This is a genomic window from Novosphingobium sp. KACC 22771 (assembly GCF_028736195.1).
Lineage (GTDB): Bacteria > Pseudomonadota > Alphaproteobacteria > Sphingomonadales > Sphingomonadaceae > Novosphingobium.
On sequence record NZ_CP117881.1, the window covers coordinates 1333536 to 1351180 of the forward strand.

Sequence of the window (17645 nt, forward strand, 5' to 3'; positions counted from 1 at the left end):
GATCGTCGGTGATTGCCTTTATCTGCCTCTAATTGCGCAAGATGGGGGCCTAACAAGGGGGCTTCTCAAGGCCCCGTGGAAGCGAGGCCCCCAATGGTGCTGACCGATACCGCGATCCGCAACGCCAAACCCAAGGATAAGCCCTATAAAGTCTCAGACTCGCAGGGGCTTTACCTCTTGGTCAATCCGAGGGGCAGCAAGCTATGGCGGGTCAAATACCGCATCGACGGCGTTGAGCGTAAGCTGGCGATTGGACCGTACCCCGAGATCACGCTCGCCGAAGCACGAGCGGCACGCGACGCTGCGCGGAGGCAAGTCGCCCATGCAATTGACCCCAACTACGCTAAGCGACAGGCGCGTATAGAAGCGACGATGCGTACCGAGACCACCTTTTTAAAGGTAGCCGAGGAACTGATCGCGAAACGGGAAAAGGAAGGTGTATCACCTCGCACGCTTGAAAAATATCGCTGGGTGCTGAATTTATTCAGCACCGAATTTAGGCGGAGGCCGGTGTCCGAGATTAACCCTGCCGAGTTGCTGTACGAGTTGAAACATCAGGAGCGCCGCGAAAAATTTGAGACGGCGAAGCGGATGCGCTCCTTTGCGAGCCGGGTTTTCCGTTATGGCGCCGCCACGGCAAGAGCCGAACGCGATCCAGCCCAGATGCTTTTGGGCGCGCTAATCCAGCCAAAGGTGAAACATTTCGCAGCCATCACCGAGGTTGCGGAGTTTGGTGCCCTGCTGCGAGCCATCGAGGATTATTCCGGGGATCCGGCGGTGATGTATGCGTTGAAACTGACGCCGCATGTGTTCCAGCGCCCTGGTGAATTAAGGCAGATGGAATGGGCGGAGGTCAATTTTGACAAGGCCGTATGGACTCTTCCGGCCTCGAAAATGAAAATGCGCCACCCTCATGCCGTGCCTCTCTCGCGCCAGGCGCTGGCAATCCTCGAAGCGATGCAGGGGCTGACTGGGAAAGGGAAATATGTGTTCCCATCCGTCAGAACCCGTACGCGGCCCATTTCAGAAAATACCATCACCGCTGCGTTGCGGCGGATGGGGTACACCAAAGATCAGATGACCGCGCACGGTTTCCGCACGTCCGCGTCTTCGCTTTTGAATGAGTCCGGCAAGTGGAACCCCGATGCCATCGAGCGTGCCTTGGCCCATATGGTTTCCGGTGAGATACGCCGCATCTATAACCAGTCGGCCTATTGGACGGAACGGGTTGCCATGGCGCAGTGGTGGAGCGATTATCTGGATGAATTGCGAGAGGGCGGAAACAGATGACAGGCAGCCCCGGTGAAGGATGGAAGGTCTTCGCAGACGGGGATGAAGCTGACGATATTCCGCTTTGGAAAGTGCTGGCGAAGGTCAGGTCGGACAATCTGGACGAGGGACTGAGCGCAAATGCTGCCTTTCTCGACCGGATCAGGCCAGCACCTTCACGATATTACAACCTCGCTCTTGTGATCAGCATCGTGTTCGGGTTTCTGGCCGTCCTGTTCCTCATCGGCCTACTGATCTCGGTTCGTACCGGTGCGACCGACCTTTTCTACTTTCTTACCGTGGCCATGGTGGCAGCGGCAGTAGCGCCGCAGCTCTGGCGGCAGGCCTATCAGTATGGCCTGAGCACCCCGGATCGCCCCTTGGCGCTGCCTCACGCATCTGATCCGCTGTTTGACGCTGTGCTGGTGCACCTGCAGAAAGTGGACGGCCCTCAGGCCTATTACCGTTCCTGGTTTCGCAGGAAGCGTATTCCCCTCAAACGCAGGCAGTTCTTCGGCAGGCTGCGCTATTTCCTGTTCTCCGAGCATGGGAAGGATCGGGGTCTGGTCATGCGCTTTCCGACTGCGATGGCGCTTCCTGCCGATATCTATCTCCATCGCGAGGATGTCGACAAAATACTGGCGGTGGACAGGCCGAAGCGTAAGGGCGGGCCGGGCAGAAACGCTAAATACCGCTATGAGGAAGCGATCATTGCGTTGCTTGGCGATCCTCGACCAGAAGCCTTGGACGTGAGCGACCGGGCGGCGGCCATACAGACTATCAAGGATTGGCTGTCCGAGTGGTTCGAGGCCAATGCGGATGAGAGCGGGGACGTGCCGCGCCGGGATCAACTGACCCCGTTTGCTGAAAAAATTTATACGCATCTGGAAAGGGCTGCGTCCGCCAAAGCGCGTTGATCAGTGCCTTTGTTTTCTGATCCCCGCGAACGGCTTTTTTGATGGGCAGCATGCTATTTCCGTGACCTGCGCCATCAGCGGTTTTCTGCGGCCTTCCCATTGCTGGACGACACACCGGCAGCCGTGTGCAACTTGAGCGATCTCCCGCCGCGAATCGGCAATCATGGAGATGCACATGGAACCGCTTGCCCTATCCATCAATGAAACCGCCAAGGCGCTGGGCGTCGGTCGGTCCTCTGTTTACGGCCTGATCAAGTCCGGTGGATTGGTCGCCATCAAGATCGGCAGACGCACCCTGCTGACCACCGAATCGATCAAGAAGCTGGCGCAGACCCGGACGGCGCTCTGATCCGCAGCAGCGGCATGGCTTCAGTCTGATCGGCTGGCAGCCCCGCGCCTGTACCCCACACCATTGTCTCCTTCCATCGTGTTTTCACGAAAGGATACCCCATGCCCGTTTCCCGTAAGACCGTGGACCGGCTGTATGACCTTTTGCGTCGTGACGGCAAAGTCACCTACCGCGCCTGGATCGATGCCCGCGAGGCCCGCTATCTCACGCGCATGCTCGACAGAATCACCACCGATGACGAGGACGGCGACGCCCTTCGCTTCTTCCTCATCCGCTCGATGCGGGGCGAACGCCCTCCCATCGACATCTACCGGGGCCACACATCCACCTGCCGGATCGATGGGCCATGGCAGGAGGTGGACCACTATTGGCTTCCCCTTGGCGGTCTGGTCCTCACGATTGGAGCGACCGCCCATCTCGACCCGTTCGAGGCGAAGGCCCTGCACCGCAAGATGGAGGAGGTCGTAGAGGCTGCGATCCGGGCATGGGCGCGCGATCAGGATCTCTATTCCCTGCCAGAGGGAACCGAGTCAATCGACAGTGACCTGGCTGAACGTGCCGCCAAGGTCATGATCGCGGCATGGGCGGAGCAGCAACGGGCATCGACCAATGGGCGCGATGTTGAGCCCATTCGCCCCCGCGCGCGCGACCTCATCGACACCCTATCGCCACCCTGCAGGCTTTGCGGAAGGAGGCTGGCCCATGCTTGACCGGAAGCGCCAAAAGGCAAGGTCACAGGGCTGCGATGCTACGCATCGAGCCAGCAATTCAGATACACACCTCACGCACGGGTGCATGCCTGTTTTCCGGCGGTTTTCGCGACTGCGCCGCGAGTGCGCGGCCTCGGCCCATGGCAGCCATGGCGCAATTCCGGGGTTTTTCGGGAGTGCTGCTCGCACTCCCGGGGAGGCGGCGCGATGAGGCCGGTTCAACATACCGTTCGCTTACCCGCATCTCTCGACAAGGCCCTCCGGGCCATGGCTGAACGCGACGGCACCAGTGTTTACGCCCTGCTTCAACGCAGCGTCAAAGCCGGGGTGGCGGCGCTCGCCAACCCGCCCGCGCGCGACACATCCGGCAGGGAGATCATCACCGAACTGGTGACTGTCAGCACCCGCATGGTGGACGCCGAGCGGATGCTCGACCGGGCGCTGTTCACCGCCTGCGCTGCCTATTGCTATGCGCGCGCCGCCGCCATGGGGCTGCCCCAGAGCGATGAGGCGATCACCGAAGAGATCAACGCGGCCTACAATCGGCAGCGGCGGCTGGCGCAGGAGGACAGGCGATGACTGGGTCTCCTGATCGCCGCATCCATGCTGATGCCCTGCGCAAGCAGCAGCGCGGCAGCGCCGCCACCCGCTTCAAGAGACATGCCATCGCCATGCTGGCGTCCATCACTCTGGGCGCAATGGCCGGGCCCTATCTGTTGCTGGACCAGGATACGATTGCCGCCACCGGCACCTATCAATGGGCCCGGATCAAGCTGTGGGCGGTATCGAGCTGGGCCAGCGATACGGCGGTCGATGTCCGACGCGGCAACCGGATCGATAAAGACCGGTCGGCGCGTCAGATCATCGCCCATCCTTATTTCCGGAGACGCGCCCATCTCGTCTGGATCTATGCGAAATGGGGTAGTGAGGTCGGCTTCGTCGGATGGCTGGTCGCCTCAATCGGCCTGCTAGGCGTGATGCGCCGCCGCCGTGAACGCCTGCTGGCAGACCGATGGATTGCCGGAACGGCCATCACGACCGAGAAGCGGCTGGCCAAGTTGACGGGCAAGGAGGCTGGCAAGCTTCCCCTGTCGATAGGCACCGTGCCCATCCCGTCGCGTCTGGAAACGCGCCACATGGCGATGATCGGCACCACCGGTTCAGGCAAGACGACGGCGCTCCGCCAATTGCTCGACGGTATCGAAGCACGCGGTGAAGCCGCGCTGGTCTATGACACCAGCGGCGAGTTCATCGCTCACTATTACCAGCCCGAGCGGGGCGACGTCATCCTCAACCCCTTCGATGCTCGCTGCGCCTTCTGGTCGCCCTTTGCCGAGATTGCCCATCCCGCCGACGCCGACCGCATCGCCCACCAGCTTATCACCGAGACCGGCCAGCATGACAGCGACGTCTGGCTCGACACCAGCCGCATCCTTGTCGCCAACATGATCCGGGCGCTTTGGCGCGAGAAGAAATGCACCCTGGCCGATTTGCTGCATGCCCTGCAAAACCGGAGCAAGGACGATCTGAAGGATTGGCTCGCTACCAGTTCGTCGGCCCGAACCTTTGCCGATGATGCCGACCGGGCCACGGGCAGCGTACTCTTCATGCTCGCCAAAGCCGCTGACCTCATCCAGTTCCTGCGCGTCGAAGACAGCGGGGGCATGCCTTTTGCCTTCCGCGACTTCATCCATGGGCTCGACAAGCGCAAAGGCCCGCGACCTTGGATCTTCGTGCCGCGCAAGGAGGATTATTTCGAGGCGTCAAAGCCGCTGCTCGCCTGTTGGCTGGAATGCGCGGCCAGCGCCGTCCTTGGTCTGCCGCCTTCGCCCGACCGGCGTATCTGGTTCGTGTTGGACGAATTGGCCGATCTGCCCCGTGTCGATAATCTGGCGCGGCTACTGCCCGAGGGCCGTAAGTTCGGGGCCGCCGTCATCCTGACCTTTCAGGCGCTGGGGCAGATGCAGCACCGCTATGGCGAGCAGATCGCCGAATCCATGCTGGGTTGCTGCAACACCAAGCTGTTCCTGCAAATCATCGACGGGGAAACCCGGCAATGGGCCAGCCAGACCATCGGGGAATGCGAGATCGAGATTCAGACAATGACCGACGCGCTGGCCGAGGGCGACGACGGGCCGCGCACCACCTTGGGACGAACGCGCAAGATGCGCCCTGCCGTGCTGGAGAGCCAGTTGCGTTTGGCCAAGTTCGAGGGTTACCTGCTCTTCCCCGATGGTCTGCCGGTGGCGCCGATTAGGCTGACCGCCGACCATGTGGCCAAGCGCGGGCCTGCCCGTGTGGCGGGCTTCGTACCCGGTGATCCTAAGCATACGCTTTGGGAAAAGGCGACCGCCGCCACGTTGGGACCGTCATCGCCAGCGTCTGTGCCCACGGCAGCCCCAACGCCTGCGCCTGCCCCTTCGGCCCCTGCCTCCCGAAGACAGCGGGCCAAGGGGCAGGCACCCAAAGGCCAGGGGCCGGTCTGATGGTGGCCTCCGTCTCCGCCCTGACCAGTTCGGCTCAGGCCGCCAGCTACTATGAGGCTGACGACTATTATGCCGAAGGGGGCCTCTCCCCTTCGCAGTGGCAGGGCAAGGGCGCTGAGGCGCTGGCTCTATCCGGCGAGGTTGACCGTGATCAGTTCCGGGATTTGTTGGAGGGGAAAGTCGGCGGACAGCAGCTTGGGCGTCATACCATCGATTCTGGCCGGGACGGTAAGCTTGACCATCGGCCCGGTTGGGACATCACCCTGAGCGCGCCCAAGTCGGTGTCGGTGATGGCGGAGGTCGCAGGCGACCGGCGGCTGATCGCGGCCCATGGCGAGGCGGTGCAAACGGCGATGGCTCATGTCGAGCAGCACATGGCCGCCACCCGTATCCGGGAAGGCGGGCAGGTCGCTCGTGAAGCGACCGGCAATCTGGTGATCGCCAGCTTTCAGCATGGCACCAGCCGGGCGCAAGACCCGCAGTTACATACCCACAATGTCGTGATGAACGCGACGCAGGGCGAAGACGGCACATGGCGCAGCCTTGAGCCGCGCGCGATCTACCAGCTTCAGAAGCAGATCGGCGCCATCTACCGGCAGGAGCTGGCGGTAAAGGTGCGCGAACTGGGCTATGAGATCGAGGCGGGGAAGGATTCCCTGTTCGAGATCAAGGGCGTTGCCAGCGAGGTCATCGCCGCCTTCAGCACCCGGAGTGCCGAGATCGAGGCCAAACTGGGGGAGCGCGGCACCTCGCGCGAAGAGGCCAGTGCTGCGGAGAAGCAGATGGCCACATTGGACACCCGCGCGGCAAAGGTCGCTGGTGACCATGCTGCACTGGTCGACGAATGGCGGGAGACGGCCAGCAAGGCAGGGTTCGGCCCCGCGAGTCGAATGACGCTGATAGAGCAGGCGCAGGCCAGAGCCGCCAGTCCGGCCCACCGGTTGGAGATGGAGGCGCAGGCGACCATGGCGGATCGTGCTGTCGCCCATGCCGCCGAGAAGCTGGGCGAGCGGCAATCGGTATTCTCCGCTGCCACCTTGCAGGAAGAGGCCGGGCGCATGGCCCTGGGCAAGGTCGGCTATGCCGAGATCAAAGAAGCCGTTCAGGTGGCTACGAAAGAAGGCAGCCTGATCGACCGGACCTTTCTGGACCGGCGCGGCGCGGAGTTCTCCGGCTTCACCACGCGGGAGAATGTCGAGATTGAGACCAGGATGCTCAAGGGCGAGACGGAAGGGCGCGGGGCATTGGCTCCAATCGCCTCGCCGCTGGCCGCCGCCAAGGCGGTTGCCAGTGCGTCGGCCCAGGCTGAGCTGGCGGGCTTTGGCTGGAATGCTGACCAGCGCGCTGCCACGCAGCAGCTTTTGACAAGCCGGAACCGCATCACCGCCTTGCAGGGTTATGCCGGGACGGCCAAGACCACCACCGTTCTGGCCACCTTCGCGCGCGAGGCGGAGGCGCAGGGCACCCAAATTATCGCGCTGGCTCCCACCGCGTCCGCCGCCATGGTGCTGGGCGAGGCACTGGGCGCGAGGAGCGATACCGTGGCCCGCCATCTGTTGTCTCCGGAACTATCCAGTCGGGGCCAGCCTGCCGCATGGATCGTGGATGAGGCCTCCTTGCTCTCTGCCCGCGACACTGCCCGCCTGTTCGACCTCGCTGAAAAGCAGAATGCCCGCGTCATCCTGGTTGGCGATGTGCAGCAGCTTGGATCGGTCGAGGCCGGGGCGGCGTTTGCCCAGTTGCAGGGCTTGGGCATGGAGACCGCCAGGCTCAGCGAAATCGTGCGGCAGACCAATGAGGCGACAAAAGAGGCGGTGCTGGCCTCCATTGAGGGCGATGCGAAGAAGGCACTTGCCGCGCTGGACCGGGGCGGTGGTCGGATTGTCGAGAATGCTGATCGGGCCGAGCGTTTTTCGGCCATGGCCGAGCACTATGCCGGACTGGACAAGGCGGTGCGGGCGCGCACGCAGGTGATTGAGCCATCGCGGGAGGGGCGCGATACGTTGACCGCTGAGATTCGCGATGCGTTGACCAGATCCGGCGCACTGACGGGGACAGCAGTCAGCATGCAGAGCCTGGGCAACAAAGGTCTGACCCGCGCTGATGCGCGCGACCCTTTGGCCTATGATAAAGGCGACGTGGTGCGCTTCACCCGTGACTATGCCGACAAGGGGGTGAGCCGGGGCGAGGCCTATCGGGTGGAGGCTATCGATCCGGTCAAGGCGGCCATCACGCTGAAATCCGAGGACGGGCGTGAGGTGGACTGGCGTTTGCGGCAATGGGGGGCGGGGCAGAGCCAAGCCTTCGCGCCGCAGAAGCTGGAACTGAAGGCGGGCGATAGCATCCAGTTCACCCGAAATGACCAGGAGGCTGGGCGGATCAATGGCGGTCGGGCTGAAGTGATCGCGGTGGACGAGGCGACGCGTAGCGCCAACATTCAGACCTCGCGGGGCAGGACAGAGGTGCTCAGCCTGGATGCCGCGCGCGATCAGCATATCCGCCATGCCTATGTAGACACGGCCTTTGCCGCCCAAGGGCGCACCGCCGATCATGTGCTGATCCATGCCGACAGCAAAGCGGCTAATCTGGTGGATCAGAAGAGCTTTTATGTCGGGATCTCCCGCGCTAGGGAAACGGCGGCGGTGTTTACAAATGATCGGGGGAAGTTGGTTGCCGCCATCCATGAGCGGGCTGGGCATGTGCGGACGGCCATGGCTCAGGTCAACGCGGCGATGTCTGCACCAGCGGTGGCCAAGGTTTTGGGGGCAGGCCTGGGGTGAAGGCTAGGAATGGCTTGGCCGAGGACGTACCGGTAAGACGCGGATTGGTCCGAGCTGCCATTTATTCTCCGTCCCGAAAATCTGCTCCTAAGTGCCCATGGCGGAGGGCTGATTTTAATGCCGAAGATTTGGATAGCGGCCCCTCGGGATGGCAAGCCAGCACATCAGCGTCCGTCTGAAAGTAGGCGCTAATTTCTTATCGACCTGGTTAGTGCGTCTCCATTTAGTTTCCAATCCGACAGAGCTATTTCGCTTAGAATGGTTTGTGTCACTGCGCGTCTTCGTCAATGGGTTGATTTTTGCGCATTGTAATTACAAAGATGGCGTCGTTGCTGCAGGGAGGCGGCGCTTCATGTATGACCCGACAATGCACGCGCGTTCCCTTGCGCGGCACTTCCTACCCGGCGATTTCATCGCGGATCCGACGCTGCTCGAAGAGCCGGATCGGAGGGCCGTGGTCGATCAGGCAGTGCAAATCGGCGCCAATGGCTTTGCTACAGTGACCTTTCTGGAATCGACCCTCCGAGGGAAGACAATCCATCAGGTCACCGATATAGCCCAACTTCTTGTGCTACGTCATGTCTCCAAAAATATCCGCCGCTTAACTGGTGTCAAACAGGAAAATCGACAGTTCATAATCGAGTGCATCCGCACCATGCTTCGCGAAGGCACCTCCTATAGAGTCTATAAATTCGACATCAAATCATTCTATGAAAGTGCAAACATTGATCAGATTTTAGAGCGCCTTAGGAATGACGAAGGATTTTCGGGGCAGTCTGCCGTCGCACTCGACACCTTCTTCACATTTGCCAAGGCGGCCGGAGTCAGTGGCCTTCCGCGAGGCATCGGTCTCAGCGCTATCCTGGCAGAATATTTGCTCCGGCCCTTCGACCAGCACATAGCGGAAATGTCACATGTCTGGTTCTATGCTCGCTTTGTTGACGATATCTTTATCGTGACCAGCGGGCGCGAAGATGGTGGGACGTTTGTGAGACATGCAACAGCATCGCTCCCCGACGGCCTTCTATTCAATCGGAAAAGCGAGATCTACGACTTCGAAAAATTCTCGAAAAACCAGACTGGGCTGGCGCATGCTATCGACTTTCTTGGATATCGTTTCAATGTAAGCCGTCCATTGCGATCCAGCGAAAAGGGTGTGATGCGAACTGTAACGCTCGATATCGCGCCCGCAAAGGTGCGAAAGCTAAAGACACGTATCGTGAAATCGCTGTTGCGCTTTTCGACAGATGCCAACTACGATGACCTGCGCGCCCGTTTCCGGCTGATTACTGGAAACTTCAATTTTGTCGATCGGGCGACGAATATCCGACGTGTTTCGGGAATATACTTCAACTATCCACTGGTGGACCTCGAATCATCCACAGCGATCCCAGACCTCGACAAATTTCTCCGAAACATGGTGATGTCACCGCATCCAGGCAACAAGTTGCGTCCTGTCCTTGCGACAGCACTGCGGCGCGAACTGGCACGGCTTACCTTTCGCGACGGTCACGCGAAGAAGCGCTTCTATTCATTCAGGCCGGAGAGGCTCGTCGAACTAACGTCGGTGTGGCAGCATGCGTAAGCGCGTCATTGCAAAAGGCAATATTCATAGTTCGGATCATCTCCGGGCACTGATCACTGACACGATGCCCGGAGACATTCCCATCATAATTTCCAATGATGGCTTTTATCGAAATGTCAAAGCCGGACCACATCCCGATATAGCACGTCGCGAGTTCGTCGAACGGCTTCTCGTGTCACCTAAACAATATACGAAACCTTATCGCTACTATATCACCAAAGGCAGCAAATCATCCCGCAAACTGAGCCTTATCCATCCCAGCGGTCAACTTGCGATTGCGAAATTTTACCAAGATGATGGTCATCTTATCTGTTATCATTCGAAAAAATCTGAGGCCTCTATCCGCTCTCCCAGAAAAGTTGGTAGCCTTTTCTTTGTGAAAGGCCCTTATAGTGAAAGAAATAAATTTAAAAAGTCAGGAGTGGACACGGTAGATATCGAGAATTCCGTGTCAAATCCTGCGTCTTATTTTTCTTATAATGGTGTAGATAGGTCGTTTAAATTTTTCAATTCTCCACAATATATGGGCCTCGAAAAAAAATATCCTCTTCTATGCTTTGCTGACATAGCGAAGTGCTTCCACAGCCTCTATACTCATACTCTTTACTGGGCGACCGCCGACATTGAAACGGCGAAGGACAATACGAGCCATCAGACATTCAGCAACCGGTTCGATCGGCTGATGCAGTCCGTGAATTTCAACGAAACCAACGGAATTTGCGTCGGCGCAGAAGTCAGCCGTGTGTTTGCTGAACTGATCCTGAGCGAAATAGATAAAAAAGTGATCGCGCGACTTAAAAAAATGGAGATTCGCTGGAAAGAAGACTATGAGTTCAGGCGATATGTTGATGATTTTTTCATTTTCAGCCAATCTGATAATATAAATTCGCAGATACTAGTCGCGCTGGAGATCGAATTATCGAATTTTAACCTGCACCTCAACAGCGAAAAGACCTCTGTGATCCGGCGCCCATTTGTTACTGATAAGTCGCATCTCGTGCACCAGGCAGACAAGGCGCTCACTTCCTTTTTCGAGCGTTTCATCGTCAGCAACTTGTCGGGTGACGAGGGCTACGGCTACAGCTATCCGCAGCGCGTCTGGCGATCAGAAAGCGTACTCCGCATCTTCTTGGACGACATCAAGACAAGCTGCTTTGACAAAGGGCGCGGATATGATGCCGTCGGCAACTACATCATCGGAGCCCTTTCGACCCGCGTCACAGCCCTGATCGCTAGTTTCGACCGGGCGATCCAGCGAGAGGACGCGACGCCTGAGGATTTCGTAGGTGCAATCGGCTTGCTGCTCGAAGCGATCTATTTTTTCTACAATGTAGATCCCACGATTTCATCTTCGCTGCGGGTTGCGCAATCGGCTATCTTATCATTCGATTTTTTCAAGGCGAAGATCCCTGACCGAACACCGTTCCTGCGCGAGAAAATTGTGCTTTGGACCTACCATTTTATCAGTACGTTCAAAAATGCTGGAAAATTCCGCACGGTTGAGGTTGTGCCTCTCGAGGCTATCAACGTGCTGCTGGTATTAGGAGAAGTCGGGCTGGAGGAAGCTCTGGTCCGCAAATCGATCACCGATTTTTGCGAACCCGTCGATAATCTGGGATATTTTGAGATCGTTTCCTACCTATTTTGCATCAAAGGAAACCCTCAGTTCCAAGATTTGCGCGACTCTCTCTTTAAACGAGCCGAAGAAATATTGCTCGGAGGCGAAGACATTCGAATTGACGCCCAATCGGCATTTCTGGCGCTCGATTTGCTCGGCTGCCCCTATATCAACCGATCTAGCCGGGCTAAACTCTTTAACAAACTGAGGAAGCAGATCGGCCTTACGCCCGTAACTGTGCTGGCCTCGCAGGCTGCCGTCGAGACGTTTGAGCAGCAGTGCTGGTTTGTGCAATGGGATGGGCCGAATCTGCTGCACATGATCCGCAAGAAGGAGTTGAGCTCGGTCTACTAGAATGGTATCATCGGGAAGAGCTCGTCCAGCTTCTCAAGGCTCCCTGCGTTGGTTTTCAATTGAGGCCAATGTTGAGGGCTTATACTGCAAGTGGTGATGAGCGGATGGAATTCCAACCGCTTAATTGCTACCATGCAGAGCCGCAAGGCACACACCTAATGTAGCTGGGCGGGCTCGCTGCAATTGCACTAGAATTCTCAATTTATAGCCAGCGTGAATTCAATGAACGGATGGTTGCTCTCAAGGATCTCAATCGGCTCTCCGAACTCATGTTTTGGGGGATCCCCGCGTAGCTGGGAGTAGGCAAGTGCGACTCGAGAACCCCAGGCTTAACGGGCCCCGCATGTTCACCAACGGCCTTAATCATTGCGTTATAGCCTTGAGACGCCGCCATGGGTCGCTCTGCCGAAGTGCAGGGTTTGCCGTCGCAATGAGTTCGAGCAACTCTCGCAGGTTCCATGGCGCCGTTTGCGGATTATCGCCGACGAGTGAATTGAGAAGTTTTAGCGTCTCCACCGGATGATCGACGGCGTACCCTTGGCCGTCTTCGCCCTGCTTTCGTAATCGATAGGCTAATGTATCAAGGTGTGCGACCGGTCGTAAGTGTGGCAGCGCGAGGGAAACGGCTTCAGTGAAATGGACGCCTGCCCTCTCCACGATCAGGGCAAGCTGGCGCGAAGTGCCTTCGGTCTGGTATTTTAACTGTTGAGGCCAAGCGTCGGTAAGGAAGGGGCGAAAAAGCTTCGACCACAGGTCGTTGTTCGGGTTGGTCCGCGCAAGCACGCCCAACGCTTCTACACGGACTTCTTCGCCACCGGCAGCCAATATTCTCCGTATATTTGCCATGCCGAATGCCGCAGGCTCGGCACCGCGCGGAACAGCGAGATTAACCATAAGCGCCACAAGCCCGCGACGGGCTTCACTATCGAGTTGCCATGGCGCCCCTCCACACAGCACCGTTGTGAGATGAGTGGCGATACGGTTGCCTGCGACGGTGCCTATGCCTTGATCCATCGCCAGGCCGTGCCACATTGCCTCAGAGAGTCGCTGATCGGGAGCGAACAACGGCGTCAGTTCATCCTCCGCCCATTCAGGAAACCAGTAGCTCATCCAATGATATTGTCGCGCGATGAGGCAAGCTGCGTGCCCTCCGCCATCGCCTGGCAACGTCATCAAGCGAGCAAGGCGTGATCCCACCCAAGTTGGAATGGGGCCTTGGCGTTTCGGCTTACCGATTTGATCGAGTACCGCTCTAGCGAGATGGCCGCCTGGGGAGTTAATTGACTTCATCACAGAGAACTCAGACTTCTCATGCTCGACACCCCCAACGCGAACATTCCCAATTGCGCTCCCAAATGTGGTGGGCGCTGCCGCTAGGTACCGGTTAACAATGGCGTCAAAGGCACGCCGCCCAAGGCTGCGTCGACGCCGCATGACCGGGCCCAACGCACTACTAGTCCAACGCGCTATCCCGTGGCGCAATTCGATAAATACCTTCTCGGGGAGGGAAGTAAGCGTATGCGCCAATATAAGAACCAGCCGCTCGTCCACTCCTTCGGGCCAGTCGTTTACTATGTTGTGCCAGAAGCGCATCGGGTAATCACCTCGACGTGCGACCAAACGGAGCGCCGAAACGGCTCGGAGTGGATGGTCCTTCACCAGTCCTACGAACGGTCGGTAGTCACGGAGTTGCCGGTGGTCGTCCGAGCTCAGCTCGGCTGCCAGCGCGACGACGTTGGAAACTGGTGCATGTTCAAGACCCTGACTCTCGGTAATTCGTTCGACGTAGCCACCACGGGCACCGCCGCTGTCGTCCGCTGCCCAAGCCCAAGCATCTGTCCACCTCGGGTCTACCTCCTTCAGTGTCACCAGGCTTGCACTCGTAGATCTTGAGAGCGCCTTGCCGTTAAGCTCCAGCCAACGCAGCCAACTGGCCGCCGTAGCAGCACGCGTGCGCTCTTGGTCTGCCTCGTCAGCGTCGTCTTGGGAGTGTCCCCGAATGATGCGCTCCTCGATGGCTACGCGATCCTGATCGCTCATACCAACCCATTGGGCCCGCAGCGCGAACAACATCTCGCGTGTTAGACCTGCCTCCCACCAAATCTGATCCGGCATGGCAAGGGCGCACCGCGCAAAAGCAGCAGGCTCGACCAACTGGGGTTGTGTTGCAGCGTAAAGGTAGAGTTTCGCGAAGAAGATCGGGTCATGAGTGTCCCAACGCTCCATCTCGAGCCGGGCATCCTCGGCATTTTGTACGACGAGCGCATCAAATAACTCACGGAATTTCAGTAAATAGCTTTTCTCGCGATCGCCCGTGAAATCTTCTCCACGATCGCCCGTTGGGTGCAAAGTTGGCGTCCGCCAGAGAATATATGTGCTCTCCAAAATCATCTCTGACATGCATTCAAGTGATCTACGGACCATGGCCACTACCCGGGTGAGCCTTTCGGGGGGCGGATCGAGCCCATCCGCCCATTTTGGTATGGTCACTTCGATCTCCGCGAGGCTGCGCAGACCAAGATCGGCGAATGTTCCTTGGGGAGGTATTGGCGAGCTTAACAATGCTCGCGAAATTGAGAACGCCGGAACTAGTGCGGCCTCGAGATCGCGAAGTGCACCGTTGGACCATCCTTCCTGCTTAATCCGCTCGAGGACGTCATACTGGCGCAGGTTCTGGTTATCGCTAGCCTGTGCCTCCGCCGCGTTGAGGTAGCACTCCCAGAAGTGCCGCACTAGTGGCGGAAGGTTGGCATCGCTCTTGAGGCGGTAATCGATCTCTCTCGCAATCCCGGGATGAGGTAGCCTTCTTCCGGCCGCCCACCAGATTGCCGCCGGTTGATCCATGACGCGGCCTAACCAACGGGCGAGTTGGTACAGTCGCTTCGGGAGCTGGTTAGTCCATTGTTGCGAAAAGCCCATCAGGCGCTGACGCTCAGGCCAATGCTCATCGCCGCGACGCCAGCCCAGGAAGTCGTCGCCGGGCGGTACGAAACTACCGTCACCGCGTGGTTCAGGGCGCGGTGGATCTGCATCGAGACCGAAGACGTCGAGCGGATCGATCTCGACATCTTCCCCCCATCGCATCCGACCAGACTTCGCGTAACGGCTGCTAACGTCGAGCACGCACAGCCATTCCGCTGGCGGCGAAGGCTCGGCCGATGCAAAAGCTTGAGCGCCTTCGCCAGTGCTGACAAGGCTGGCGACCTGACCTCGTTCAAATGGTCTCAATTCAGCAGGCTGCCGCTGCGCGAGTGCGATTTGCCGAGCGCGCCACCCATCCGGGTCTCGTGCAGCGTCTGCCCACGCGAATAGGCTGTCCCACAACCCTGCGTGGGACTGGTCGCGCGGCGCATACCCGATAGTGGTCACGCCCTTATCGTACCAAGCTTCCTCGGCAGCGGCCGATCCCTCCGGTACGAATGCATAAATCAGAGATCGACGGCCTGGATCATCCCGGCTGTTTAGACCCTCAAGCAGGTAGCGCATCGGCGGGTCATTCGCTGAGTAGCCAAGTAGAACAATGGTGTATCGCTCGCTCAGACCCCGAACGAAACGCGCGGCCCAGCCTTCCGCGAGATAGGCACGTCCGAAGTCTGCACTGGTAATGACATAGCCGGACCGGGCGCCAGTTGAAGCATTGAGGCGCCCGTGCAGGTAGACGATACCGTTGATCGGCTGGAGTTGGGCAAGATCCGGGAGGCTGGGTGGAACGTACCCGCGCACACGGCGTTCCGCGCGCTCGAACAGCAGGTCGAAGTTGGTCGTGACGATCTTGGGCACGCCGTCGCGCCCTCGAGATAGGTCAATCGCTGCACGATGGTAGCGGAGGTCTGCATTGCGTGGGGTCCGCAGTGCCTTGGTAAGCTCGCGATCTACCGCAGCAGCTCCGAACTCCTTTACCATTTCCTTGAATACGAAGTCGAGGCTCTGGCCGTCCTCACGCGCCTTACGAGAGCTTTCTGCGGCAAGGCGGTCGAGTAGCTTGTCCGCCAATTTAGCGAAGTCTGGAAGCCCAGCGGGAAGAGATACGCCCGCGCCGCAGAAAAATACGACTTCGCCAAGATTTCGGGCTTCTAGCAGCGTCTCGGGGATGTCAGGCCCGTCTTCAAAAAAACGCATGACACAGTCTTCTCTGATTCAGGAAAAGTAAATTGGGCCAATGTGTGCGATTTTCATGCGCACAGCAAGTCAGAGAGGAAGGTTGATAGGAAGGTGCCAACCTGACGCATAGATCATTTGAGTTGTCGAGATATTGTTTCGCACATGGCTTTGTAGGAGTGTGAGGCTGAGACGGCGGCAGGCGTGCGGCGGCGGAGCGATTGAGGAAGAAATTACATGAGTGATGACATAGAATCCCAAGTATCGCTGTGGCCGCTCGGAGTAAAGTATGCGCTTGTGGGTGATCATGATGCGAAAGCCGTAATTCAGATAAGCCCGGGCATATGCACGCTGGTCGGGCCTAATGGCAGCGGAAAGACACGGGCGCTGCGAGCAATAAAATTGGCGTTGTCGGCGACGAACCGGATCGAAATCTACAATCGTAAGGTTCATTTTCTTTCGGCAGGACGCAGCAGTCCATTTGAAATATTCCGAGCCAATGTGGATCAACCCAATTGGCTGAACCACGGCGACGCCGCGATAGGCAATGCCAACTATCTGAAGCAATGGTGGGACTATGAAAGCGTCACGGGGGATTTGATAATCCTCGACAGTCGACCTGATCTCAAACTCAAGGTCGAAGCACGCCTACAGCAATTGTTTGACCGAAGCGTAGAGCTCAAGTGGACACAAAACGGGATGGCCATCAGAGATCGTGCCCCAAGGCGTGGTGTAGCTGGGGTTGATCCCCGCATTTTCCGGCGTCAGTTCGGGCCGGTCATGTCCCGGGTACAGCCGAGAGTATGACGATGGGATTGTCGCTCAGCGGCGCCATGGTTTCAAGCGACATATAGCGGCCGCGCTGGACGGCCCATTCGTCGCTCTGTTCCATGAGGATAGCGCCAATCAGGCGGGTGATTGCAGCCTCGTTGGGGAAGATGCCAACCACCTGGGTCCGGCGCTTGATTTCACCGTTCAGCCGCTCGATGGGATTGTTGCTGTGTAATTTGGCGCGATGCTCCTTGGGGAAGGCCATATAGGCCAGCACGTCGGGCTCGGCATCGTCCATCAGGGTGGCCAGTTTGGGCAATTTGGGGCGCATCTGGTCTGCAATGGTCCGCCACTGCTGGCTGGCGGCCTCTGGCGTTTCCTGGGCGAAGGCGGTGCCGATGAAGGCGGAGACAACCCGCCTGCCGCTCTTGCCGGCATGGGCCAGGGCGTTGCGCATGAAGTGCACTCGGCAGCGCTGCCAACTGGCGCAGAGCAGCTTGGAAACCGCCGCCTTGATGCCCTCATGCGCGTCGGAGATGACCAGCTTGACGCCGCGCAGGCCACGCCGAGCCAGCTTGCGCAGGAAGTGTTCAAACTCGCCAATAAGTCTACGCCGCAACAGTTGCGGATTGAGGTCGATATCGCATCGCAGCTTTTCGAACGAGGTACCTTCCCGTTCGAGATTAGCTCGTCAGAAAATCCGACCAT

At 58.6% G+C, this 17645-nt stretch carries 11 protein-coding genes and 1 pseudogene; 10 read left to right on the plus strand and 2 right to left on the minus strand.

Translation table 11 applies throughout. The features are described 5' to 3' along the window. Window positions 1-93: 93 nt before the first annotated feature. The 9 genes from PQ467_RS06080 to drt3b all read left to right on the plus strand — a co-directional run bounded on the left by PQ467_RS06080 (window position 94) and on the right by drt3b (window position 12068). On the plus strand, window positions 94-1290 hold the full coding sequence (locus PQ467_RS06080; RefSeq protein WP_274175640.1) for a tyrosine-type recombinase/integrase: 1197 nt from the start codon (window positions 94-96) through the stop codon (window positions 1288-1290). Next, window positions 1287-2186, plus strand: a complete 900-nt coding sequence (locus PQ467_RS06085) for a hypothetical protein (RefSeq protein WP_274175641.1) — start codon at window positions 1287-1289, stop codon at window positions 2184-2186. Before PQ467_RS06080 ends, PQ467_RS06085 begins: the two co-directional genes overlap by 4 nt. Before the next feature lie 175 nt (window positions 2187-2361). Continuing rightward, window positions 2362-2535: a helix-turn-helix domain-containing protein gene (locus PQ467_RS06090; protein WP_274175642.1), complete on the plus strand. Its 174-nt coding sequence runs from the start codon at window positions 2362-2364 to the stop codon at window positions 2533-2535. Between the two features lie 101 nt (window positions 2536-2636). Then, window positions 2637-3245 carry a hypothetical protein gene (locus tag PQ467_RS06095; RefSeq protein ID WP_274175643.1) on the plus strand — a complete coding sequence of 203 codons (609 nt, stop codon included), beginning with the start codon at window positions 2637-2639 and terminating at the stop codon, window positions 3243-3245. Between the two features lie 267 nt (window positions 3246-3512). Continuing rightward, a complete protein-coding gene (locus tag PQ467_RS06100) occupies window positions 3513-3824 on the plus strand; it encodes a hypothetical protein (RefSeq protein ID WP_274175644.1) in 312 nt (103 codons plus the stop codon). Then, the gene (locus tag PQ467_RS06105) at window positions 3821-5731 is read left to right on the plus strand and encodes a type IV secretion system DNA-binding domain-containing protein (RefSeq protein ID WP_274175645.1); all 1911 of its coding nucleotides are present in this window, start codon (window positions 3821-3823) and stop codon (window positions 5729-5731) included. The genes PQ467_RS06100 and PQ467_RS06105 overlap by 4 nt, the downstream gene beginning before the upstream one ends. Continuing rightward, window positions 5731-8511, plus strand: coding sequence for a MobF family relaxase (gene mobF / locus PQ467_RS06110; protein WP_274175646.1), 2781 nt, complete (start codon window positions 5731-5733; stop codon window positions 8509-8511). Before PQ467_RS06105 ends, mobF begins: the two co-directional genes overlap by 1 nt. 148 nt (window positions 8512-8659) lie before the next feature. Continuing rightward, complete coding sequence (gene drt3a, locus PQ467_RS06115) at window positions 8660-10096, plus strand: antiviral reverse transcriptase Drt3a (protein ID WP_274175647.1); 1437 nt, start codon at window positions 8660-8662, stop codon at window positions 10094-10096. After that, the gene (drt3b, locus tag PQ467_RS06120; protein ID WP_274175648.1) at window positions 10089-12068 is read left to right on the plus strand and encodes an antiviral reverse transcriptase Drt3b; all 1980 of its coding nucleotides are present in this window, start codon (window positions 10089-10091) and stop codon (window positions 12066-12068) included. Before drt3a ends, drt3b begins: the two co-directional genes overlap by 8 nt. A 363-nt stretch (window positions 12069-12431) precedes the next feature. Here drt3b and PQ467_RS06125 read toward each other — a convergent pair whose 3' ends face one another. Continuing rightward, on the minus strand, window positions 12432-16187 hold the full coding sequence (locus PQ467_RS06125; RefSeq protein WP_274175649.1) for an SIR2 family protein: 3756 nt from the start codon (window positions 16185-16187) through the stop codon (window positions 12432-12434). 216 nt (window positions 16188-16403) lie between these two features. Between PQ467_RS06125 and PQ467_RS06130 the strand changes: the two genes are divergently transcribed. Then, window positions 16404-16973, plus strand: coding sequence for an AAA family ATPase (locus tag PQ467_RS06130; protein WP_274175650.1), 570 nt, complete (start codon window positions 16404-16406; stop codon window positions 16971-16973). Here PQ467_RS06130 and PQ467_RS06135 read toward each other — a convergent pair. Continuing rightward, window positions 16945-17523 (minus strand): annotated as a pseudogene (locus PQ467_RS06135) (IS256 family transposase); the annotation flags it as partial. The gene PQ467_RS06130 and the pseudogene PQ467_RS06135 sit on opposite strands and share 29 nt — an antisense overlap. Between the last annotated feature and the right edge of the window lie 122 nt (window positions 17524-17645).

Coding starts and splice junctions, on each gene's coding strand:
- PQ467_RS06080 (WP_274175640.1), top strand. CDS start 94: ATGGTGCTGACCGATACCGCGATCCGCAACGCCAAACCCAAGGATAAG.
- PQ467_RS06085 (WP_274175641.1), top strand. CDS start 1,287: ATGACAGGCAGCCCCGGTGAAGGATGGAAGGTCTTCGCAGACGGGGAT.
- PQ467_RS06090 (WP_274175642.1), top strand. CDS start 2,362: ATGGAACCGCTTGCCCTATCCATCAATGAAACCGCCAAGGCGCTGGGC.
- PQ467_RS06095 (WP_274175643.1), top strand. CDS start 2,637: ATGCCCGTTTCCCGTAAGACCGTGGACCGGCTGTATGACCTTTTGCGT.
- PQ467_RS06100 (WP_274175644.1), top strand. CDS start 3,513: ATGGCTGAACGCGACGGCACCAGTGTTTACGCCCTGCTTCAACGCAGC.
- PQ467_RS06105 (WP_274175645.1), top strand. CDS start 3,821: ATGACTGGGTCTCCTGATCGCCGCATCCATGCTGATGCCCTGCGCAAG.
- mobF (WP_274175646.1), top strand. CDS start 5,731: ATGGTGGCCTCCGTCTCCGCCCTGACCAGTTCGGCTCAGGCCGCCAGC.
- drt3a (WP_274175647.1), top strand. CDS start 8,660: ATGGCAAGCCAGCACATCAGCGTCCGTCTGAAAGTAGGCGCTAATTTC.
- drt3b (WP_274175648.1), top strand. CDS start 10,089: ATGCGTAAGCGCGTCATTGCAAAAGGCAATATTCATAGTTCGGATCAT.
- PQ467_RS06125 (WP_274175649.1), bottom strand. CDS start 16,187: ATGCGTTTTTTTGAAGACGGGCCTGACATCCCCGAGACGCTGCTAGAA.
- PQ467_RS06130 (WP_274175650.1), top strand. CDS start 16,404: ATGAGTGATGACATAGAATCCCAAGTATCGCTGTGGCCGCTCGGAGTA.